The 21,133-nt window shown below is 65.2% G+C and carries 17 protein-coding genes and 1 pseudogene; 10 read left to right on the forward strand and 8 right to left on the reverse strand.

All coding sequences use genetic code 11. The features are described from left to right. The first annotated feature begins 132 nt into the window (after nt 1-132). The gene (locus J3U95_RS19375) at nt 133-1,401 is read left to right on the forward strand and encodes a nitronate monooxygenase (protein ID WP_208280299.1); all 1,269 of its coding nucleotides are present in this window, start codon (nt 133-135) and stop codon (nt 1,399-1,401) included. A gap of 64 nt (nt 1,402-1,465) precedes the next feature. Here J3U95_RS19375 and J3U95_RS19380 read toward each other — a convergent pair. The 3 genes and pseudogenes from J3U95_RS19380 to J3U95_RS19390 form a co-directional block, all read right to left on the reverse strand. Then, a pseudogene (locus J3U95_RS19380) lies at nt 1,466-2,270 on the reverse strand (IS1595 family transposase). Between the two features lie 107 nt (nt 2,271-2,377). Continuing rightward, nucleotides 2,378-3,379, reverse strand: coding sequence for an alpha/beta hydrolase family protein (locus J3U95_RS19385; RefSeq protein ID WP_208280300.1), 1,002 nt, complete (start codon nt 3,377-3,379; stop codon nt 2,378-2,380). A gap of 78 nt (nt 3,380-3,457) precedes the next feature. After that, nucleotides 3,458-5,005: a catalase gene (locus J3U95_RS19390; protein WP_370662086.1), complete on the reverse strand. Its 1,548-nt coding sequence runs from the start codon at nt 5,003-5,005 to the stop codon at nt 3,458-3,460. Between the two features lie 251 nt (nt 5,006-5,256). On the opposite strand from J3U95_RS19390, the gene J3U95_RS19395 reads away from it, so the two are divergent. The 3 genes from J3U95_RS19395 (at nt 5,257) to J3U95_RS19405 (ending at nt 10,893) form a co-directional block, all read left to right on the forward strand. Beyond that, nucleotides 5,257-7,566 carry an FdhF/YdeP family oxidoreductase gene (locus J3U95_RS19395; protein ID WP_208280301.1) on the forward strand — a complete coding sequence of 770 codons (2,310 nt, stop codon included), beginning with the start codon at nt 5,257-5,259 and terminating at the stop codon, nt 7,564-7,566. After that, nucleotides 7,563-8,444 carry a formate dehydrogenase accessory sulfurtransferase FdhD gene (fdhD, locus tag J3U95_RS19400; protein WP_208280302.1) on the forward strand — a complete coding sequence of 294 codons (882 nt, stop codon included), beginning with the start codon at nt 7,563-7,565 and terminating at the stop codon, nt 8,442-8,444. Before J3U95_RS19395 ends, fdhD begins: the two co-directional genes overlap by 4 nt. Before the next feature lie 94 nt (nt 8,445-8,538). Next, nucleotides 8,539-10,893, forward strand: coding sequence for a sensor domain-containing protein (locus tag J3U95_RS19405; protein ID WP_208280303.1), 2,355 nt, complete (start codon nt 8,539-8,541; stop codon nt 10,891-10,893). Between the two features lie 3 nt (nt 10,894-10,896). Here the strand turns inward: J3U95_RS19405 and J3U95_RS19410 are convergent, their stop codons facing one another. Then, nucleotides 10,897-11,835, reverse strand: coding sequence for a DHH family phosphoesterase (locus tag J3U95_RS19410; protein WP_208280304.1), 939 nt, complete (start codon nt 11,833-11,835; stop codon nt 10,897-10,899). Nucleotides 11,836-12,107: 272 nt separating this feature from the next. On the opposite strand from J3U95_RS19410, the gene J3U95_RS19415 reads away from it, so the two are divergent. The 6 genes from J3U95_RS19415 (at nt 12,108) to J3U95_RS19440 (ending at nt 18,035) form a co-directional block, all read left to right on the forward strand. Next, a complete protein-coding gene (locus J3U95_RS19415) occupies nt 12,108-13,415 on the forward strand; it encodes a sensor histidine kinase (protein ID WP_208280305.1) in 1,308 nt (435 codons plus the stop codon). A 98-nt stretch (nt 13,416-13,513) separates the two neighbouring features. Continuing rightward, nucleotides 13,514-14,281: a LytR/AlgR family response regulator transcription factor gene (locus J3U95_RS19420; RefSeq protein WP_208280306.1), complete on the forward strand. Its 768-nt coding sequence runs from the start codon at nt 13,514-13,516 to the stop codon at nt 14,279-14,281. 122 nt (nt 14,282-14,403) lie between these two features. Then, nucleotides 14,404-15,582, forward strand: a complete 1,179-nt coding sequence (locus tag J3U95_RS19425) for a PAS domain-containing sensor histidine kinase (protein WP_208280307.1) — start codon at nt 14,404-14,406, stop codon at nt 15,580-15,582. Nucleotides 15,583-15,744: 162 nt separating this feature from the next. Further along, entirely contained in the window at nt 15,745-16,773 is a 1,029-nt protein-coding gene (locus J3U95_RS19430) for a porin (RefSeq protein WP_208280308.1), read from the forward strand. 225 nt (nt 16,774-16,998) lie between these two features. Beyond that, a complete protein-coding gene (locus tag J3U95_RS19435; protein ID WP_208280309.1) occupies nt 16,999-17,565 on the forward strand; it encodes an Xre family toxin-antitoxin system antitoxin in 567 nt (188 codons plus the stop codon). Continuing rightward, a complete protein-coding gene (locus J3U95_RS19440; protein ID WP_208280310.1) occupies nt 17,562-18,035 on the forward strand; it encodes an RES family NAD+ phosphorylase in 474 nt (157 codons plus the stop codon). Before J3U95_RS19435 ends, J3U95_RS19440 begins: the two co-directional genes overlap by 4 nt. A gap of 25 nt (nt 18,036-18,060) precedes the next feature. Here J3U95_RS19440 and J3U95_RS19445 read toward each other — a convergent pair whose 3' ends face one another. From J3U95_RS19445 to J3U95_RS19460, 4 genes are all read right to left on the reverse strand, one after another. Next, nucleotides 18,061-18,726 carry a GNAT family N-acetyltransferase gene (locus tag J3U95_RS19445; RefSeq protein ID WP_229519959.1) on the reverse strand — a complete coding sequence of 222 codons (666 nt, stop codon included), beginning with the start codon at nt 18,724-18,726 and terminating at the stop codon, nt 18,061-18,063. A gap of 268 nt (nt 18,727-18,994) precedes the next feature. Then, nucleotides 18,995-19,459: a YaiI/YqxD family protein gene (locus J3U95_RS19450; RefSeq protein WP_208280372.1), complete on the reverse strand. Its 465-nt coding sequence runs from the start codon at nt 19,457-19,459 to the stop codon at nt 18,995-18,997. A gap of 11 nt (nt 19,460-19,470) precedes the next feature. Continuing rightward, nucleotides 19,471-20,151 carry a class I SAM-dependent methyltransferase gene (locus J3U95_RS19455; protein ID WP_208280311.1) on the reverse strand — a complete coding sequence of 227 codons (681 nt, stop codon included), beginning with the start codon at nt 20,149-20,151 and terminating at the stop codon, nt 19,471-19,473. Then, nucleotides 20,151-21,089 carry a CysB family HTH-type transcriptional regulator gene (locus J3U95_RS19460; RefSeq protein ID WP_208280312.1) on the reverse strand — a complete coding sequence of 313 codons (939 nt, stop codon included), beginning with the start codon at nt 21,087-21,089 and terminating at the stop codon, nt 20,151-20,153. Before J3U95_RS19460 ends, J3U95_RS19455 begins: the two co-directional genes overlap by 1 nt. Nucleotides 21,090-21,133: the final 44 nt, after the last annotated feature.

The raw sequence follows: 21,133 nt of genomic DNA on the forward strand, positions 1-21,133 counted from the left end.
GGCGCGCGTGGACAGGTTCCGCGGCGCCTTGCCCCGCTTGGAGTAGAATGGCGCCGTGCGAAATTCGTACGCGCTTTTACGACGCTGCGCGCCGCCGCAACCCCGGGCAGATTAGGTAGTCTAAGGATAGCAATGAAACGTGTTGATGATTTCCGCCTACGTATGGGCAACAAGGAATATGTGCCCATCATGATCGGCGGAATGGGTGTGGACATTTCGACGTCCGAGCTGGCCCTCGAAGCGGCCCGCCTCGGTGGTATCGGTCATATCTCCGACGCCATGTCCCAGGACGTGTCCGACCGCAAATTCGACACCACCTTCGTTAAAGACAAGACGAAGACCTACAAGTTCAACATCAACAATATGAACAAGGCGGTGGTCCAGTTCGACCTGGATCACCTGGCCGAGGCAACCCGTCGCCACGTCGGTGCGACCATGGAAGCGAAGAAAGGCGATGGCCTTATCTACGTCAATTGCATGGAAAAGCTGACCATGAACGCGCCGAAGGAAACCCTGCGCGTGCGCCTGGCGTCGGCGCTGGACGCCGGCATCGACGGCATCACCCTGTCGGCCGGCCTGCACCTGGGCTCGTTCGAGCTGATCAAGGACCACCCGCGCTTCCGCGACGCCCACCTGGGCATCATCGTGTCTTCGGTGCGCGCGCTGCAGCTCTTCCTCAAGAAGGTGTCGCGCCTGGACCGCAAGCCGGATTTCGTCATCGTCGAAGGCCCGCTGGCCGGCGGCCACCTCGGCTTCGGCATCGATGACTGGAAACAGTACGACCTGCATACCATCATGGACGAGGTGCTCGCCTTCATGCAGGCCGAGCAACTGGGCATTCCGGTGATCGCTGCCGGCGGCGTGTTTACGGGTTCGGATGCGGTCGGCTTCCTGGAAAAAGGCGCCGGCGGCGTGCAGGTGGCGACCCGCTTCACCGTCACCCACGAGTGCGGCTTGCCGGACAACGTCAAGCAGGAATACTTCCGCGCCAGCGAAGAAGACATCGAAGTCAACGGCGTGTCGCCGACCGGCTATCCGATGCGCATGCTCAAGAATACCCCGGCGATCGGCTCCGGCATCCGTCCGGGCTGCGAATCCTACGGCTACCTGTTGGACGCCACCGGCAACTGCGCCTACATCAACTCGTACAACCGCGAGGTGCAGGCCCATCCGGACCAGAAGAAAGTGGTCGTGATGGACAAGACCTGCCTGTGCACGCACATGCGCAACTTCAATTGCTGGACCTGCGGCCACTACACCTACCGCCTGAAGGACACCACCCACCTGCTGGCGGACGGCAACTACCAGATCCTGAGCGCGGAACACGTGTTCAAGGATTACCAGTTCAGCGTGAACAACGAGATCGCGCTGCCGGTGAAGCAGGAAGTAGTGGCGGCGTAAAGCGCCCTGCCTTCCCCATGAAAGCCACGACCGGGTCGTGGCTTTTTTTATGGCGCTGTCATCGTTACCTGTTGGTGACCCCGAATGCAAGACGCAGCAATTGCTCGACAGAAGTGACTCGGCCGCCATTGAGCGCCCAATGCCAGCCCAGATAATTGGGTAGCCGGCGCGACGCCACGCCATGGAAGCGCGCGAGCCATTCCTTGAAGCGCCGGTGGTATGCGTTCACATTTTGAATATGGATCGCGCAAGGCGCCGCGGCCGGTCACGGCGTCGACGGTCTGCCCGCTGCGGTCGCGCGCCACCAGGATGCAGTCGAGATGATGGGAAATCCCGCGCAGGGCGGCCCTGCCACCGCGCTTGCGCGGCGGGCGATCGAGCTTGCGTGAACCCTTCTGCGATTCGAGCAGGAACGTTTCGTCGGCCTCGACGATGCCGACCAGGCGCTCTGGCCGGTCGTCCTTGACCCGGTCGAGAAAGCGGTGCCGCCAGCGGAAGGTGGTGTTGGGGTGCACGCCGACCCGCTTGGCCGCAGACCTTACCGTGCGGGAATCGAGCACCGTGTCCAGATAATCGAGCCACTTTCCCTTGTGTCTGAGCCGCGCCAGTGGCTTGCCGGTCAGGTCGTTGAAGGTGCGGCCGCATGCGCAACAGCGAAAGCGTTGCAAGTCGTTGGCCTGGCCATGACGGTGGCAGCGCTCGCAGCCGCAATCCGGGCAGCGGCGCCCCTTCGACCGGATCTCGCCGATGAGGGCGACCACCCGGTCGAGTCCGGCTGCCGGGTGCAGGGCAGCGAGGACCTGCTGACGCTGCGGCTGGTTCAGTAGCGGTAGTTGGGCGACCAGCTTCGCGAACTCCGGCGCTTTCATAGTGCGCTCCCGATCGATGGCGACCAGGGTTGGACCGCGAATCAGCTCAGCAGTTCAATGCTCATCCATATTTAACGATGACAGCGCCTTTTTTATCCCTCCCTGGTTCAGCTCGCGTCGAACCAGCGCATGATCGCGCCATACTCGCCCATCACCTGCTCGGCGCCGCCCCCTTCCGTCACCAGGTCATGGTTGGCGCCAGGCAGGCGCCGTATCGTCACGTCCCTGCCTTGCGCGCGCAGCTGCGCGTACATCACTTCGGTCGAGAGGATCGGCACGCTCGCATCGCGCATCCCGCTCACGATGTACACCCGGGCCTTCGATTGCAGCAGGTTGTCACCCGGCGACTGGGCAAAGAAACTGCTCCAGCGCCGGTATGAATGGCCCCAGGCGAACTTGCTGCCGCTACCCGGATTGGCCTGGATGTCCTTGAGCGTGGCGTCGAGCGACGCCAGTTCGCGCAGCTTGTCGTCATCGCTGCCGCCGCCCTGGTGGATGCGCGCGATACTGTCGAACAGTTGCGTGGTGCCGGAAACACCGGCCAGCGCCACCGCGCCCACTTCGGGCACGGCGCGCGCCAGCCCCGCCGCCATCACGCCGCCTTCGGAAATCCCGACCACGAGGACCCGCGTGGCATCGATCTCGGGCCGCGCCAGGGCGTGGCGCAGCGCCGTGCCCAAGGTGGCCAGCCAGGTATCGTAGGAAAACTGGTTGTTGAAGGCGTCGCCGCAGCCATTGGCGCTGCCGCCCTGCCCGCCCTGCTGCGCAGGCTGATAAGGCTTGTCCACCGACATCACTGCATAGCGACCGCTCTGCGCCAGCGGCACCCATGGCAGGATCGAGGCGCTGCGTTCTTCCGTGCCGAGGCCGCTGAACGGCGGCGTGCATCCCGACCCTTGCACGAACAGCACCAGCGGCGCCTTTGCCTTGGGCTTCGACAGGTAATAGCTGACCGCAGGCCCTGCATCGGCTGGCAGCGTGACGCGATCCAGGCTCCAGCCATTGAATTGAAAGGTCTCCTGCTGCTGGGCACCTGTGGCGGGCAAGCTGGCGGCCAGTGCCGTCGTCAAGGAGAAGGCAAGCATGAAGCGATGGGCGGAAGTGCTCACGAAGGTCCTTTGCAATGTAAAGACTTCGATATTGCCTTTCCACCCATCACGATGCAATGCGATGCGGGTAAGTCGCGCTTATTCTTTCAGCGCCGCAGCCAACGCCGCGATCTTCGCCGGATCGCCGCCGACCGCCTTCACCAGGCGCTTGCCGTAGTCGGCATCGGCCTTCCAGAAGTGCGACAGCATGGTCTCGCGGGTTTCGACGTTCTGCACACGCTTCAGGTCGCCCGACAGGTTGACGATCAGGTCGTCACGGTCCTGGCTGCTCAGCGAGCGGTAGAACTCGCCTGCCTGGCGGAAGTTCAGCGTCCTGGCGATGCGCTGCTGCTGGGTCGCGCCGGTCAGCGGCAGATTGCTCGAGCGCGCGTTCGGGTCCTCGACCAGCGGCGCCAGGCGGCTCGGCTGGTTGTTCACGCTGCCCTTGCGCCCATCGATATTGCCCTGGCCATCTTGCTGGTGGTTACTTACCGGCACCAGCGGCTTGTTGATCGGCAGCGACTGAAAGTTCGCGCCCAGGCGGTGATGCTGGGTGTCGATGTACGAGAACAGGCGGCCCTGCAGCATGCGGTCTTCCGAAGGTTCGATGCCCGGCACCAGGTTGCCCGGCGCCATCGCCACTTGTTCGGTCGCCTCGAAGAAATTGTCCGGCACGCGGTCCAGGGTCATGGTGCCGACCTTGCGCTCCGAGATGCCGGGCCAGATCTTGGTCGCATCCAGCGGATCGAAGTCGAACTTGTCCAGTTCTTGCGGCTTCAGCACCTGCACGGTCAGGTCCCAGCGCGGGAACTGGCCGACCTTGATCGACTCGTACAGATCGACGGTGGCGTGGGCCGTGCTCTTGCCCTGCACCAGCGGGATCTCTTGCGGACGCAGGTTGCGCTCGCCCTGGCGCGATTTCCAGGCGAACTTGGCGTACACGTACTCACCCTTGGCATTGACGAGCTTGAGCGCATGCACGCTGCTGCCATCCATCTGGCGGTAGTTGGCCGGCGTGCCATAGTTCGAATACACGCGGGTCAGCATGGCGGTCGCTTCCGGCACGTGCGAGAAGAAGTCGAACACGCGCTCGGGTTCCTGCACATTGGTAACCGGGTCAGGTTTCAGCGCGTGGATCATGTCCGGGAACTTGATCGCGTCGCGGATGAAGAAGATCGGCAGGTTGTTGCCGACCAGGTCCCAATTGCCTTCCTGGGTATAGAACTTGGTGGCGAAGCCGCGCGGGTCACGCGTGGTTTCCGCACCCGAGCGGCTCGGAATCACGGTCGAGAAGCGCACGAATACCGGGGTCACGGTATCGCGCTTGAACAGCTTGGCCTTGGTCAGGTCCGACAGGTCGTCGGTCGCGACGAAGCTGCCGTGGGCGCCAGTGCCGGTCGCGTGCACCACGCGTTCCGGGATGCGCTCGCGGTCGAAACGCTGCAGCTTCTGGATCAGGTGCACGTCCTGCAGCAGGGTCGGGCCGCCGGGACCGGCGGTCTGGCTGTTCTGGTTATCGCCGACCGGGGCGCCATTGTCCTTGGTCAGCGTCTGGGCATAGGCGCCCTGGGCCAGCGCCATGGCGCCGGCGGACAGGGTCAAAGCGCACAAGGCCAGGCGCCCGGCGGATGGGAGAGCAAAACTCATAGTGAAAACCTATTCAATTTCAAATCGAGATAGTTATCTTATAGATGAGTATGTCATTTATGAAATCAATTATCTTTATAGAAACGATAGGCATTTAACGTATGCAACACTTGTGGTAATGCACTCTTTGGCGCATGTCGCCCAGCGAATGACCCGTCATTTGTTCAGGATTCCCGGCCAATGTGCGCGGTCGCACCGAGAGTCGGCCAAGGTGGCGGCTACGGTAGACCTTCCACTTGCAGGGAGAGCCCATGAGCCAGCAACAGAAACCCGTCCGTGTCGAACCCGCCACCATGCCCGCAGGCGGCTGGGGCTCGGTCGATGACGTGAAGAAGGCCCTGACCGGGCAGCACGTGGTGCTGAAGGACACCCGCCTGCTGCTCAAGCAGAACAAGCCCGACGGCTATGCCTGCGTCAGTTGCGCCTGGGCCAAGCCGGCCGATCCGCATCCTTTCGAGTTCTGTTCCAGCGGCGCCAAGGCCACCGCCTGGGAAACCACGAGCAAGTCGATCGGTCCCGATTTCTTCGACCGCCACACGCTCACCGAGCTGGAAAGCTGGAGCGACCATGCGCTGGAAGACCACGGCCGCCTGACGATGCCGCTGCGCTACGACGCCGCCAGCGACAAATACCGCCCGGTCGACTGGGACGTGGCCTTCGCCGAGATCGGCGCCCGGCTGCGCGCCTGCGAGCGCAAGCAAGTGGTGTTCTATGCCTCCGGCCGCGCCTCGCTGGAAACCTCGTATATGTACCAGCTGCTGGCGCGCATGTACGGCAACAACAACCTGCCTGACAGCTCGAATATGTGCCATGAAAGCACCTCGGTCGGCCTGCAAAAGACCATCGGGGTCGGCGTCGGCACCGTGGGGCTGAACGATTTCAAGCACACCGACTGCATCCTGTTCTTCGGCCAGAACGTGGGTGTGAACAGCCCGCGCATGCTGCACCAGCTGCAGGAAGTGCGCGAGCGCGACGTGCCGATCATCACCTTCAATCCACTGCGCGAGCGCGGCCTGGTGAGTTTCACCAACCCGCAATCGCCGGTCGAGATGCTGACCGGGCACGAGACCGTGATCAGCACCCAGTACCACCAGATCCGTCCGGGCGGCGATACGGCCGCCATCATGGGCATGTGCAAGGCCGTCTTCGCGCTGGACGATGCCGCCAGGGACAGCGGCGCGCAACGCGTGATCGACGTCGCCTTCGTCCAGGAGCACACCCACGGCTTCGAAGACTTCGAGCGCGCCGTGCGCGCCTGCGGCTGGGATGCGATCGAGCGTGAATCGGGCCTGCCGCGCGCCGCGCTCGAAGGGGCGGCCGGGGTCTATTGCAAGGCCGGCGCCGCGATGGGTGTCTACGGCATGGGCCTGACCCAGCACCGCAACGGCGTGCAGAACGTGACCATGCTGGTCAACCTGCTCCTCTTGCGCGGCAATATCGGCAAGCCCGGGGCCGGCATCTGCCCGGTGCGCGGCCACTCGAACGTGCAGGGCCAGCGCACGGTCGGCATCACCGAGAAGCCCGAACTCGCCCCGCTCGACAAGCTCAAGGAGCAATACGGCTTCGAGCCGCCGCGCGACGAAGGATTGACCACGATCGATGCCTGCGAGGCGATCCTGAAGCACGAGCTGCAAGCATTTATTGGCCTGGGCGGCAATTTCTTGCGCGCGGTGCCGGAGACCCGCCTGATGGAGGCAGCGTGGCGCGAGCTGCCGCTGACGGTGCAGGTCGCGACCAAGCTCAACCGCAATCACGTCATCCACGGCAAGGCCGCCTATCTGCTGCCCTGCCTGGGACGGATCGAGATCGACCGCCAGCGCACGGGAGCGCAGGCGGTGACGGTCGAGGACAGCACCTCGTGCATGCACGGTTCGCGCGGCATGGCCGAGCCGGTCGCGCCATCCCTGCTGTCCGAACCGGCCATCGTGGCCGGCATCGCCAAGGCCACGCTCGATCCGAACCCGCGCGTGGACTGGGATGCCTGGGTCGCCGACTACGGCACGATCCGCGCCGCCATCGCCGAGACCTTCCCCGAGATCTTCCACGATTTCAATGAGCGCATGTGGACCCCCGGCGGCTTCCGCAAGCCGCTCGCCGCCGCCGAACGGATCTGGAAGACCGAGAGCGGCAAGGCCGAGTTCACGGCGCCGGACGAGCTGCCCGGCAACCCGGACATGGACGGCGGGCCCAAGGTGCTGCGCCTGTTCACGATCCGCAGCGACGGCCAGTTCAACACCACGATCTACAGCCACGACGACCGCTTCCGCGGCGTGTACGGCAGCCGCATGGTGCTGTTCATGGGCGAAGCCGACATGGCGAGATACGGTCTCACCAAGGGCGACGTGGTGGCACTGCGCACGAAAGCCGACGACGGCGTCGAGCGCCGCGTCGACGGCCTGCAGATCGTACCCTACGACGTGCCTCCCGGCTGCATCGCCGGCTACTACCCGGAATGCAATCCCCTGATTCCGCTGTGGCACCATGCCAAGGAAAGCAAGGTGCCGGCGGCCAAGTCGATCGACGTGCTGCTCGAACGCAGCGCCGCCGTGACGACGCCATGAACGCGCGCGCACCGATTGCCGAAGCCGGCGACGCGACGTTCGCGCTCGCCAGCAGCGTGCCGGCAGCAAGCTGGCGCGATGGCGCGATCGAGGACGGCAGCGAGCTGCTGGCCGAGGAAGTGCCGGTAGCCCTGGTCTACAACGGCATCAGCCACGCCGTGATGCTGGCGTCGCCGCAAGACCTGGAAGACTTCGCCATCGGCTTTTCGCTCTCCGAACGCATCGTCCGCGCCGCGCATGACGTCCGTGACATCGAGATCGAGGCCGGCCCGCACGGCATCGCGCTGTCCATCGACATCGCGCCCGGCGCCATGGCGCGCCTGAAGGCAACGCGGCGCGCACGCCTGGGCCAGACCGGCTGCGGCCTGTGCGGCATCGACAGCCTGGCCTGGTTCGAGCACGAGATGGCGCAGAACGACCCGCGCGACGGCGGCGCCCGCGAGACCAACGCCCCGCTCGCCCCGGCCGCGCTGCAGCGCGCCATGGCCGCCATGCCCGGCCAGCAGCGCCTGCACCAGGTCACCGGCGCCATGCATGCCGCCGGCTGGGCCGACCGCGACGGCCGCCTGCTGCTGGTGCGCGAAGACGTGGGCCGTCACAACGCGCTGGATAAGCTGGTCGGGGCGCTGGTGCGCACGGGCATCGATGCTCACGACGGCTTCGCGCTCGTCACCAGCCGCGCCAGCTTCGAGATGGTGCAGAAGGCGGCCCGCGCCGGCATTGGCTTGCTGGCGGCCATCTCGGCACCGACCGCGATGGCGGTGCGACTGGCGGACCGGGCCGGGCTGACCCTGGCCGGTTTCGTGCGCGGCGGCCGCCACGTGACCTACACCCACCCGCGCCGCCTGCATGACGCTACTGTCGCGCACGTCACATAACGCTTGCCAAGCTAATTTGGAACAGGTGTAAGCTGGCTTCACGCAAGCGCTGGCCGTGGCGGCACGCGCTGCGTTGCAAGAAAGGCGATCCGGCATGTCAGCGTTCGACCCCTCCGAGCAGGCCAGTTTCCTGGCCGACGACACAGGTACGATTGTCACCTGGAACCCGCGATGCGTCGCGTTGTTCGGCCTGGCGGCGGCGGATGCGCTCGGCCGGGAGGTCTCGCGGTTGCTGGGCGCGCCGCCCTGGCCCGAGCTGCTCGACGCCGGCGCCGTCCGGCTCGTGTTGCCGGCGGGGCGCGCGGCCAGCGTCACGCTCTCGGCCCAGCTCGATGCGAGCGGCGGCGCGCACGGCGTCAGCGTCACCGTCATTCCGGCAGCCGATGCCATGTCCGACGCCGAGCGTCTCGGCGCCACCGCGCTGAAGGACGTGGTCGATCTGCTGCCGGGCACCTTCTACATCCTCGACCGCGAAGGTCGCATCCTGATGTGGAACCACAATCTTGAACGCGTCTGCGAAATGATGCCCGACGAACTGGCGGCAGCCAATGCGTTCGAGATGCTCGATCCGTGCGACCGTGTCGAATTCACCGACAAGGTTCATCGCATGTTCGACGACAACATCGAGCTGGAGATGGAGGTCGACTACGTCGCGCGTAGCGGGCGGGAAATTCCCGTCCTGCTGCGGGGCGCCCGCATCGACTGCGAAGGCGGCCGGTACCTGTTCGGCATGGGCATCGACATCTCCAGGCGGCGCGCGCACGAACGCCAGCTGAACCTGTACAAGCGGGCCCTGGACGCGGCCAGCAACGGCGTGATCATCGCCCACAACGGCGACCCCGACCATCCGGTCGAGTACGTCAATCCCGCCTTCGAACGCATCACCGGCTACACGGCCGACGAGATCCTCGGCAAGGATACGCGCTTCATGGCCGCACCCGGGCTGGACGAGGACGAACGCAAGCGCTTGAGCAGGGCGCTGCACGAGCAGCGCTCGGTGCACGCGGTGCTGCGCAACCTGCGCAAGAACGGCGAGCTGTTCTGGAACGACCTGCACATCACGCCGGTGCATGACGACAACGGCCAGGTGACCCACTTCGTCGGCATCGTGACCGACGTCACGGCCAGCAAGCAGCGCACCGACCACCTCGAGCACGAGGTCAACCACGACAACCTGACCGGCCTGGCCAACCGCACGCTGCTGTGGGACCGGCTCGGCCACGCGGTGCACCTGGCCCAGCGCCACCAGACGCTGGTGGCGACCGTGCTGATCGACCTGGACAACTTCAAGCCCATCAACGACACCTTTGGCCACGACGCCGGCGACGTGGTGCTGAAGGTGGTGGCGCGCCGCCTGCAGGCCACGGTGCGTGACAGCGACACGGTGGCGCGCATGTCGGGCGACGAATTCGTGATGGTGCTGGTCGACCAGCCCAACCTGCGCTATACGCTGCGCATGGTCGAGCGCGTGCGCCGTGCGCTGACCATGCCGGTGGCCTTCGGCGGCAGCGAGATCCCGGTCGGCGCCAGCCTGGGCGTGGCGTCCTTCCCGCACGACGGCCGCACCCCGGCCGACCTGGTGCGGGCGGCGGACATGGCCATGTACCGGGCCAAGAACAGCGGCGGGGGCGTGCATTTCTATTCCAGCGAGATGCGTTTGGCCAGCGAGGCGCGCGCGACCCTGGCCGGCAGCATGAAAAGCGCGCTGGACAACGACGAACTGTTCTTGCTGTTCCAGCCGCGCATGGACGCGCGCAGCGGCAAGGTGCGCGGCTTCGAGGCGCTGCTGCGCTGGCGCCATCCCGAACACGGGGTGATGCTGCCGGCGGCCTTCCTGAGCGAGGCCGAGGAGAACGGGCTGATCGTCGAGATCGGCAACCGGGTGCTGGACCAGGCCTGCGCCTTCGCGCGCGAGCTGCGCCATGCCGGCTTTACGGCGCTGCCGGTGGCGGTCAATGTCTCGCACCGCGAATACAGCCGGCCCACCTTCATCGCCGGCATCGCCGAGCGCATGTCGCGCTACGGCCTGCCGCCCGGCGCCCTCGAGATCGAGATCCCCGAGGCCGACCTGATCAGGAATCCGGGCCTGGGACGCGACCTGGCGGCCCAATTGCGCGACGTCGGCGCCATGCTGTCGATCGACCAGTTCGGGCGCGGCATCTCTGATCTGAATTTCCTGCAGCAGCTGTCGGTGCGCCAGGTCAAGCTGTCGAAGGCGGCGGTGCACGATATCGCCGACCACGGCCGCGGCGGCTCGCTGGCCAGGGCCCTGATCGACATCGGCCGCAACCTCGACATCACGGTGGTCGGCGAGGCGGTCGAAACCGAGGAGCAGGTGGAATTCCTGCGCAGCCACGGCTGCGACCAGATGCAGGGCCAGTGGTTCTGCGAACCGCTGTCGGCCGACGCGGCGCGGCATTTGCTGGCGCAGCGGCAGCATACTGCCTGAGCACTATCCCTCGCTGGTAATGCGCTTGACCAGCGCCCCAAGCACGTCCTCGGCCAGCTCGTTGTCCACCTGGCAGGTGCCGGCATTCTCGTGCCCGCCCCCGCCGTATTCCAGCATCAGCGCGCCGATATTCGTCTTCGAAGACCGGTTGAGGATCGACTTGCCGGCGGCGAACACCGTGTTTTGCTGCTTGACGCCCCACAGCACGTGGATCGAGATGTTCGTCTCGGGGAACAGGGCATAGATGATGAAGCGGTTGCCGGCATAGATCACTGGCTCTTCCCGCAGGTCGAGCACCACCAGGTTGCCTTCGACCCGCGCGCAGCGCCGGATCTGCTCCTTGCAGCGCTCGCTGTGCTCGCGGTACAGGGTGCTGCGTTCGACCACGTCCGGCAGCGCCATCAGTTGTTCGACGTCCTGGGTGGCGCAGTAGCCGATCAGGTCCATCATGAGCTGGTAGTTCGAGATGCGGAAATCGTGGAAGCGCCCGAGGCCGGTGCGCGCATCCATCAAGAAATTGAGCAGGTCCCAGCCCTGCGGATCGAGCACTTCTTGGCGTGTAAAACGCGCCGAATCGCCCTTGTCGACCGCCGCCATCATGGTGTTCCAGGCGGCCGGGAAGGTGCGCGCGCCGCCGTAGTGGTCATACACCACGCGCGCCGCCGACGGCGCTTCGGGGTGGATGATGTGGTTCTCGCGGCGGCCGGTATTGCGGATGGTTTCCGACAGGTGGTGGTCGAACACCAAGTGGGCGCCGGCGACGTACGGCAGATTGGTCGTGATGTCGCGGGCGGTGATCACGATCTTGCCGTCCTGCATGTCCTTGGGATGGACGAACAGGATGTCGTCGATCAGCTCGAGATGCCTGAGCAGCACGGCGCACACGAGACCGTCGAAGTCGCTGCGGGTCACGAGGCGGAATTTACTGGCAATAGCGGACATCTGGCACACCCTTTCGTCGTCGGTTGTGATTGGTCCCAGAACGTGCCCAAAAGGCCCGGCCATCGGAGAAGATCATCATACCTTGCAATGTTTCTAATTAATAGCTGTTGAGTTCGATCATTTCGAGCGCATGAGCACCGTCCATTCCCCGAATCCTGCAGGCTGTCGCAGGGGGCTGGTCCTGACGCGTCCGGCGCGTTAAAGTTGCAACATTCCAACGCTCCATCCTCCGACTATCCGTCGGCGATGGCGGACACACAAGATTGACGACCATGCAAGCACGCAGTTCGACACAACAGTATTTGACGGGCATCCTGTCCTGGCTCTACCGGGCCTTCGACGCGGTGGCGACCTGGGTTACCCAGCTATCGTGGTGGAAATTCCTCCTGTTCGCCTGCCTGACCCTGACCGCCGCCGGCATCCTGCAGGAAGAACTGTTCAACGGCCCGGCCCAGGAAGAGATCGCGCGCGCCGAGCGCGAGGCCGGGCGGCGCAGCGAAGCCAGCATCCTGATCGACGAGAGCGGCATCCGCTTCAATCCGCGCACCCGTGCGCGCAGCGGCGCGGCCGAGCCGGCGGAACCTGTCGAACCGGTTCCGCCGGCCGATCCGGATGCCACGGAGGCGCCGCGTCCGCCGCTGCCGCCGAAACCGCCCGCCACCGGCGGCAGCGGCAGCGGCAGCGGCAGCGGCAGCGGCATCAATATCCACCCGGGCGACGATTCCGTCCATATCGAGCTGCCGCCCCAGATCGGCGAAGAACTGTCGAACGCGATCGAAGCGGCGGTCGAGGACGCCGCCGAGCAGAAGGTGTCGCGCTACCACAAGCAGGCCTCGACCTGGTTCATGAACTTCGTGCTGCTGCTCCTGCTCGCCCTGTTCGGCACCAAGGCCCTGGTCGGCGGCAAGAAGCGCGCCGATGCCGAGGCCCAGGTCGCCAACGCCGCCGCCGAGCGCGAAGCCATGCAGCGCCAGCTGTCCGAAACGAAGATGCAGATGATGCAGGCCCAGGTCGAACCGCACTTCCTGTTCAACACGCTGGCCTCGGTCGAGCACCTGATCCGGGTCGACCCGCCGCGCGCCTCGGCCATGCAGCGCAGCCTGATCCAGTACCTGCGGGCGGTGCTGCCGCAGATGCGCGACAACGCCGTGCTCACCGGCCTCGGGCGCGAGGTGGACATGGTCAGCGCCTATCTCGCCCTGCTCAAGATGCGGATGGAAGAACGCCTGACGGTCGATCTGCAGATCCCGGAGGGCCTGCGCAGCGCCGCCTTCCCGCCGATGATGCTGCAGTCGATGGTCGAGAACGCGATCAAGCACGGCCTGGAGTGCAAGCCCGAAGGCGGTACCCTCAGGATCGTGGCCGAGGTGGCCGACAGCAAGCTGCGCGTGACCGTGACCGACGACGGCGTGGGCTTCGGCGTGGTGCCGAGCGACGGCACCGGCCTGGGCCTGCAGACGATCCGCGACCGCCTCAAGCTGCTGCATGGGGACAGCGCCCGCCTGCACATCGGCGCCAACAGCCCGAGCGGCGTGATCGCGACGATCGAGGTGCCTTACCAGCTGTCGAAACAGGCTTGAAGGTAGGGCTGGAAATGCGCGTCGCTGGCGGCCCGGCTTGCCTGACGCCCGGTTTCATTGAATAATCATTGCATAATAAACCTGAGAAGAGACTCACCATGCCTACCGCGATTATTGCCGATGACGAGAGACTGATGCGCGACCAGCTGCGCATGCGCCTGCAGGAAGCCTGGCCCGAACTGCAGATCGTCGGCGAAGCGAAGAATGGCGAAGAAGCCGTGCAGCTGGTCGGCGAGCTCACGCCCGACCTGACCTTGCTCGACATCCGCATGCCGGGCAAGACCGGCATGGAAGCGGCGCGCGAGATCGGCGACGCCAGCCAGATCGTGTTCGTCACCGCCTACGACCAGTACGCGGTGGAAGCCTTCGAGCGCGGCGCGATCGACTACGTGCTCAAGCCGACCGAGCCGGACCGCCTGAAGATCACGGTCGACCGCCTCAAGGAGCGCCTCGAGAAGCCGCAGGCAGCCGGCAGCGTCAACGACAGCGTGTCGGCCATGCTGAGCCAGCTGGCCGAGAAGATCGCCGCGCCGAAGCAAAAACACCTGCAATGGATCCAGGCCAGCATCGGCCAGGACTTGCGCATGATCCCGGTCGAGGACATCCTGTTCTTCCGGTCGGACGAGAAATACACGGCCGTGCAGACGGCCAGCTTCGAAGCCCTGATCCGCAAGCCGGTGCGCGACCTGGCCGACGAGCTCGATCCTTCGCTGTTCTGGCAGATCCACCGCGCGACCCTGGTCAACGTGAATGCGATCGAGGGCGTGACGCGCGACATCCGCGGCCGTCACCTCGTGCTGGTCAAGGGGCGCCCGGAAAAACTCGAGGTCAGCCGCAGCTTCCTGCACCTGTTCAAGCAGATGTGAAGCCGGCCGGCGCGGCTGAGCGCTGGCGCCTTGTCTCGTCTCAACGCCCACCCTCCTCCTTGCGCATAATGTAGAGGGCCAGGTCCGCGTCTGCGGCCCTCCCCTCTATATATCTATTCCGCATGAGACCTCAGCGCAGGGCACGCAGCCGCCGCACGGGTCCGGCTGAGCTGGTGGCCGGCTTCCTGTCCGACTATTGCACCGGCAATATGGCCGCTGCGCCGAGGCGCGCCCGCGGCCCACAGCGCGGCGCGCGCGGCTTCGACAGCCGCCGCATCGTGCACAGCGCGAGCGACGCCATCCTGTCGGTCGACGAGCACACCACCATCCTGCTGGCCAACCCGGCCGCGGCCCAGATGTTCAATTCGAGCGTGAGCGCCATGCAGGGCAGCCGTTTGTCGCGCTTCATCCAGCCGCCCTCGCCAGAAGCGCATACCCCATTCGACTACTTCCCGGCCGGCGGCGGCCGCGCGGGACGGCGCGCCACCGACTACGCCGTCACCGGCATCCGCGCCGGCGGCCAGCTGTTTCCCATCGAGGGATCGATCTCGAGCGTCGAGCACGAAGGCCGCCTCGTGTTTACGGTGATCCTGCGCGACGTGTCCGAGCGCCACCTGGTGCAGCAAAAGCTGGCGCGCTCGCACGACCAGCTGCGCCAGCTGTCCTCGGCCCTGCAAAGCATCCGCGAAGAAGAGCGCACCCACATCGCGCGCGAGCTGCACGACGACCTCGGCCAGCTGCTGGCTTCGCTGCGCATGGACCTGACGTTGCTGGCCCGGGTCGACCAATTGCCGGACGATAGCGTGCGCCTGGTCGCCGGCATGGAAACCAACCTGCTCACCGCCATCGCCTCGCTGCGCCGGATCGCCGCCAACCTGCGTCCGCGGGCCCTCGACGAAGGCGGCCTGTATTTCGCGCTGCAGGGCTTGCGCGACGAATTCGTCGAACGCCACGGCATCGCCTGCACCCTGCTCGCCGACGAGGCCGAGCTGCGCCTGGACGATGCCGCAAGCACGGCCGTGTTTCGCATCGTGCAAGAGGCGCTGACCAATATCGCGCGCCATGCGGGGGCCCAGAACGTCCTGCTCAACCTCTACCGCACCAATGGAGAATTGCTGGTGACGATCCAGGACGACGGCCGCGGCATCCGCGCCGAAGACATGGAGAAGGCGCAGTCGCTGGGCCTGGTCGGCATGCGCGAACGGGTCTGGGGGATGGGGGGCGACATCACCATCGCCGGCGACGAAGCGCCGGGCACCCGCATCGACATCGTGCTGCCGCTGAGCGGACATGTCGTCTAAAGTTTTCTACGGCTCCCGAAAGTAAAGAATATTATTCGGGCTATTGCGTAAAAACAACATAGTCAGGATGTCATGAACTCGACATATTGGCTCGATAAGATCGCTGTCGATCTGAGTTGATTGATAACTCAACATCTTGTCGAAACTAAACTGGAGATCTTCATGAAGTATAAGTTCCTGGCTGCCGCTGTGCTGTCGTCCCTGCCACTGTTCGCCCAAGCCCAGACCAACGTCCAGATCTACGGCGTCATGGACGCTGCCATCGCCCTGGAAGACACCGATGCACCGGGCGAAGACCGCCGCACCACCGTCAGCTCGGGCAACCAGTCGAGCAGCCGCCTGGGCTTCCGCGGTACCGAAGATCTCGGCAATGGCCTGAAAGCCCTGTTCAACATCGAAGCCGGCGTGTCGCTCGACACCGGCGCCACCGATTCGCAGACCTTCGGCCGCCGCGCCGTGGTCGGCCTGCAGGGCGACTTCGGTACCCTGACCGTCGGCCGCGAATACTCGCCGATCGCCGCCGTCGCCGCCGCATCGGACATCAACGGCCAGGGCCTGTACGGCTCGAACCTGTCGGCCTTCGGCACCAACCGCCTGACCCGCCGCCTGGCCAACTCGGTCAACTACAAATCGAACTCGCTGTCGGGCTTCGTCGTCAACGCCGCCTACTCGACCGGCGAAAAGACCGTCGACCCATCGGGCGACCTGCTGGGCGCATCGCTGGAATACAAGAACGGCGGCCTGTACCTGGGCGCCGGCTACCACACCATCGAGCGCCTGAGCGAAGGCGACGACAAGGAAATGGCCTTCGGCGCCGGCTACAACTTCGGCGCGTTCGAAATCAAGGGCAACTGGATGAAGGCCGAGGTGGAAGGCACCGGCGCCGCCGCCGACATCGAGTACACGAATGCCAACATCGGCGCTTCGTACGCCGTCGGCGCGAACAAGTTCTTCCTGAACTTCCAGCAGCAGAAGCTGGACAACTCCGATGCCAAGGGCAACACCGTGTCGGTGTCGTACACCTACTCGCTGTCGAAGCGCACCAACATCTACACGACCTACGCCCAACTGCGCAACAACAGCCGCGGCGTGTTCGGCATCAACGCCTCGTCGAACAACGTGACCCCGCCAGCGACCGCGCTGGGCGCCGATCCTTCGGTGTTCACCGTCGGCCTGCGTCACTCGTTCTAATGACGCAGGGCCGCGCAGGTCGCCTCCGGCGGCCTGTGACGGTTTCCTCTTCGTTCCCGTGTCCGCGGGAATGCCTGACGCCGGCACATGCCGGCGTTTTTCATGGCGCCCACAATGACTTCCGTAGCCGCGTCGGGTCATCGCTTGCGACCGATCAATCATCGGACATACTCCAACGACCGTTTGTCTCACCTGAAGTAGAGTGAAGGATCAAAGGAGACGATCATGTCCAAGTCGAGAAAAGTGAAAGCAGGCGCAACGGCAGCGCGCACCCGCAAGTCCGGCCATGGCGGCGCAGCATCCGGTCTGGCCGATGCCGTCACCTATCCCGCCGCTGCCCCCACTGGCGAGTCCACCCATTTCGTCGCCGAGGCGAGCCAGCTCTACCACGTCGACCCACAGGCCAGGATCGCGCTCATCCGCGAGGGTGTTCCCGCCTCCAGCATCGGCGAGCTCTCCACGCACATGGGCATCAGCAAGGAAAACCTGCTCGCGAGCCTCGGCCTGTCGCGGGCCACGATCAATCGCAAGGAAAGAAGCGCCACGCCCCTGTCCAGGGACGAGTCGGAGCGTGTGCTCGGGGTGGGCATGTTGATCGGCATGGTGCACACAATGGTGCAGCAATCGGGCGACCCGGCCGGCTTCGATGCGGCGCGCTGGGTGGCCGGCTGGCTCGCCAGTCCGGTTCCGGCGCTGGCTGGCGCGACGCCTGCCAGCTATATGGACACCATCGAAGGCCAGCGCCTGGTGGCCGAACTGCTCGCAAGGACGCAAAGCGGGGTCTACGCGTGACCGTCACGGCCTGGCGGATCGCAAGCGAAACGCCGGACTACAACCCGCACGATATGCAAGGCATCGGCGCCAGCACGACCGGAGGACGATGGAACAGCAAGGGCACACCCGTCGTCTATTGCGCCAGCAGCATCGCCCTCGCCACGCTCGAAACGGTGCATTACTTCAGCGGTGAAGGCCTGCCGTACAACCGCTACCTGGTAAGGATCGACATTCCCGATGCGCTGTGGGCCGCACGCAGGGTGCTCGATCCACCGCCTGCGGGATGGGATGCGATTCCGGCCGGCCTCACCTCCAGGCCCCTCGGCGACGCCTGGGTCTTGGCGCGCACGACGGCGCTGCTGCTGGTTCCTTCCGTGATCGTGCCCGAAGAATACAATGTCCTGATCAATCACCGGCATGATGGCGCCGCGGCGATCGGCGCGACCACGCTCAAGCGCTGGCACTACGATCCCGGGCTCTTTTCCTGAGCCCACCGGCTGGCCACGTCCTGGCTCAGCGATCGGCGTCGGCGACCTCGGTGCGCAGCAGCCGGGCCGCGATGCCCCGTTCCTCTTCCGGCGAAAAGAAATAGGGGTAGAAGGAGCGCTCGCCGGTGTCGATGCCGCGCTTGAACGCGCCGCCGACCGCCTCGACCTGTTGCGCCACATAGGCCAGGCTGACGTGCAGCAGGAAGGACGGCGCGTTCACCCGCGGATTCACCTTCAGCTCCCCGACCTGCCGAAAACCGAGCATGCGTTCGTAGAAGCGGCGATGGCGCGGATTGACTTCAATGACGGCGTCGGTGCAGCCGTGCATCTCGCGCGCGTAGATGAAGGCAAGATGAAACACGCTGGCCAGCGCGTGCTTGGACTGGACCGAATGGTCGAACGCGAGCTTGGTGACCTCGGCCAGGCGCGCGCCCTGGCGCCGCAAGGCATCCAGTTCTTCCTTGTACATGTGGTCGGCCATCAGCCCACGGCCGGCATCGATCCCGATGGTCAGGGTGCCCACCACCTCGCCACGGTCGGACGCGGTCAGGGTGATGCGGTGCGGGTCGTCGGCGTCGAGCCTTGCCGCCTGGTAGCCGCGCCAGGCGTACATGCGCTCGATCAGCAGGCTGGCGCCGCTGCGGCCGTCGGGGCTGTCGGGCGAGCGCAGGCCGTAGCGGGTGCGCGTCATGCGGCCACCCTCGGGAATACTGACGACAGTGGCTTGGTGCGGTGATCGGGTAGTACGTTGGCGTGCATGGCAAGCTCTCAACGCTCACGCCCGCGTCCGGTTGACATGGGCGTGAACCGTTACGCGTGGCGGCCCGACCATCGCGCATCCTGCCACGCCATCACTAGCGCGTGCACCCTTGACAAATTATAACAAGAACAACATTGTTATCAACGACACAACCGTATCGTGCGCGGGTCAATATGTGTTGCCATTCGGCGCTGCCGGTCTAACGATCCGGCGCGCGCGGCCTGGACCGCGCCAGCTGGCGATCGAGCGCATTGGCGAAGTTCTGGCGGTCGGCCTGGCTGAAGGCGGCCGGCCCGCCGGTATCGACGCCGCTGCCGCGCAGCTCTTCCATGAAGGCGCGCATCGTCAATTGCTGGGCGATGGTGTCCCTGGTGTACCACTCGCCGCGCGGATTGAGCGGCAGGCCGCCCTTGTCCAGCACCTGCGCCGCCAGCGGAATATCGCCGGTCACGACGATGTCGCCCGGGTTCACGCGCGCGACGATCTCGGCGTCGGCCACGTCGGGCCCGGCCGGCACCTGCAGCGCGCGGATGAAGCGCGAGCCCGGCACCCGGATCAGCTGGTTCGCGACCAGCGTGACGTTGAGCTGCAGGCGCTCGGCCACCCGGAACAGGATGTCCTTGATGACGGCGGGACAGGCGTCGGCGTCGACCCAGATGTGCAAGTCCTGCGACATCACTTGAGGCGGCAGGTCAGCACCCAATAAAACTCCCAGCGCGCGATCTTGATCTCGCGGCCGACCTTGTCCAGGCGCTTGCGCAGGTAGCTGTCGGTTGGGTAATTCTTGACCAGCTCGTGGCGGTTGCCGTCGGCGTCGAGCTGGAATTCATGGGTATTGCCCTGCAGGTCGGTGCGGGCGATGGTGGCGCTCTCGGTTTCGACATACGCATCGTCGAAGACCACCAGCAGCACGTCCTTGCCCAGGCGTTTCTTGAGCGACAGCAGCAGCGCTTCCTGCTGGTCGCGCGTCAGGCGCGACCACAGGCCGGCCATGAACACCGCGGTGAACTTGTCCTCGCCGCTGCCGATATCATCCGGCAGGGCCAGCGCATCGGCGAGGCGGTATTCGACATTGTCCAGGTCTTCGCCATGCATGCGCGCCAGGTCGAGCATGGCTGCGCTGGCATCAGTCGCGAGTACCGATTCGGCGCTCTCGCTCAGCACCTCGGTCCAGGCGCCGGTGCCGCAACCCAGTTCCAGGATGCGGTGACCGCTGAGCAAGGTGGCGAGCTGCTCGCGCGCCTCGTCCAGGTCTTCCAGCTGCTCTTCCGAATAGTCGGCGCTAGCGTTGTCGTAGTGGGCGGCGATGCCGTCGTAGTAGGCAATGACCTCGTTCTTGTCCATCGTTGATTCCATCACAGTTCGTAGTTTTCCCCACCGCGCATCGCCGACTCGACCATCTTGCGGTTGAGCGTCGGCGTCAGCAGCTCGATGAAGGTATAGATATAGCTGCGCAGGTAGGCGCCCTGCTTGATCGCCACGCGCGAGGTGTTCATGCCGAACAGGTGGCCGACCGGCAGCGCGCGCAGGTTGCGGTCGCGCTCGGGGTCGAAGGCCATGCCGGCGATGATGCCGACGCCCATGCCCAGCTCGACATAGGTCTTGATCACGTCGGCGTCGATCGCTTCCAGCAGCACGTCCGGCTTCAGGTTGCGCAAGGAGAAGGCGTGGTCGATCTTGCTGCGGCCGGCGAAGGCGGCATCATACGTGATCACGGGGTAGCTGGCGATTTCTTCGAGCGAAATGGCGCGCGACTTGAACAGCGGGTGGTCCGGCGGCGCCACCACCACGTGCTCCCACTGGTAGGCGGGCAAGGTGATCAGGCCTTCGACGGCGGCGATCGATTCGGTGGCAATGGCCAGGTCGGCCTGGTCGTTCTTGACCATGTCGGCGATCTGCTTCGGATTCCCCTGCAGCAGCGACAGGCGCACTTTCGGATACTTCTGCATGAAGCCCTGCACCACCTTCGGCAGCATGTAGCGCGCCTGGGTGTGGGTGGTGGCGATGGTGAAGCTGCCGCTGTCGTGGGCGGCGTATTCCTTGCCGATGCGTTTCAGGCTGTCGATCTCCTGCATGATCAGCTCGACCGATTGCAGCACCAGCCGTCCCGGCTCGGTCAGGCCGCGGATGCGCTTGCCGTGGCGGGTGAAGATGTCGACGCCAAGTTCTTCTTCCAGCTCGATGATGGCCTTCGAGACCCCGGGCTGGGAAGTGAACAATGCTTTGGCGGCATCGGTCAGATTGTAGTTCTGGCGTACGGCCTCGCGCACGAAGCGCAGTTGGTGGAGATTCATTTGATAATTATTGTTGTTAAAGAGACAGCAGACCGGTAACGAAC

Origin of the sequence: Massilia oculi, from assembly GCF_017582745.1 — a bacterium.
Taxonomy (GTDB): domain Bacteria; phylum Pseudomonadota; class Gammaproteobacteria; order Burkholderiales; family Burkholderiaceae_D; genus Telluria; species Telluria oculi_A.

Coding starts and splice junctions, on each gene's coding strand:
- J3U95_RS19375 (WP_208280299.1), top strand. CDS start 133: ATGAAACGTGTTGATGATTTCCGCCTACGTATGGGCAACAAGGAATAT.
- J3U95_RS19390 (WP_370662086.1), bottom strand. CDS start 5,005: ATGAGTTTTGCTCTCCCATCCGCCGGGCGCCTGGCCTTGTGCGCTTTG.
- J3U95_RS19395 (WP_208280301.1), top strand. CDS start 5,257: ATGAGCCAGCAACAGAAACCCGTCCGTGTCGAACCCGCCACCATGCCC.
- fdhD (WP_208280302.1), top strand. CDS start 7,563: ATGAACGCGCGCGCACCGATTGCCGAAGCCGGCGACGCGACGTTCGCG.
- J3U95_RS19405 (WP_208280303.1), top strand. CDS start 8,539: ATGTCAGCGTTCGACCCCTCCGAGCAGGCCAGTTTCCTGGCCGACGAC.
- J3U95_RS19410 (WP_208280304.1), bottom strand. CDS start 11,835: ATGTCCGCTATTGCCAGTAAATTCCGCCTCGTGACCCGCAGCGACTTC.
- J3U95_RS19415 (WP_208280305.1), top strand. CDS start 12,108: ATGCAAGCACGCAGTTCGACACAACAGTATTTGACGGGCATCCTGTCC.
- J3U95_RS19420 (WP_208280306.1), top strand. CDS start 13,514: ATGCCTACCGCGATTATTGCCGATGACGAGAGACTGATGCGCGACCAG.
- J3U95_RS19425 (WP_208280307.1), top strand. CDS start 14,404: ATGAGACCTCAGCGCAGGGCACGCAGCCGCCGCACGGGTCCGGCTGAG.
- J3U95_RS19430 (WP_208280308.1), top strand. CDS start 15,745: ATGAAGTATAAGTTCCTGGCTGCCGCTGTGCTGTCGTCCCTGCCACTG.
- J3U95_RS19435 (WP_208280309.1), top strand. CDS start 16,999: ATGTCCAAGTCGAGAAAAGTGAAAGCAGGCGCAACGGCAGCGCGCACC.
- J3U95_RS19445 (WP_229519959.1), bottom strand. CDS start 18,726: ATGACGCGCACCCGCTACGGCCTGCGCTCGCCCGACAGCCCCGACGGC.
- J3U95_RS19455 (WP_208280311.1), bottom strand. CDS start 20,151: ATGGAATCAACGATGGACAAGAACGAGGTCATTGCCTACTACGACGGC.
- J3U95_RS19460 (WP_208280312.1), bottom strand. CDS start 21,089: ATGAATCTCCACCAACTGCGCTTCGTGCGCGAGGCCGTACGCCAGAAC.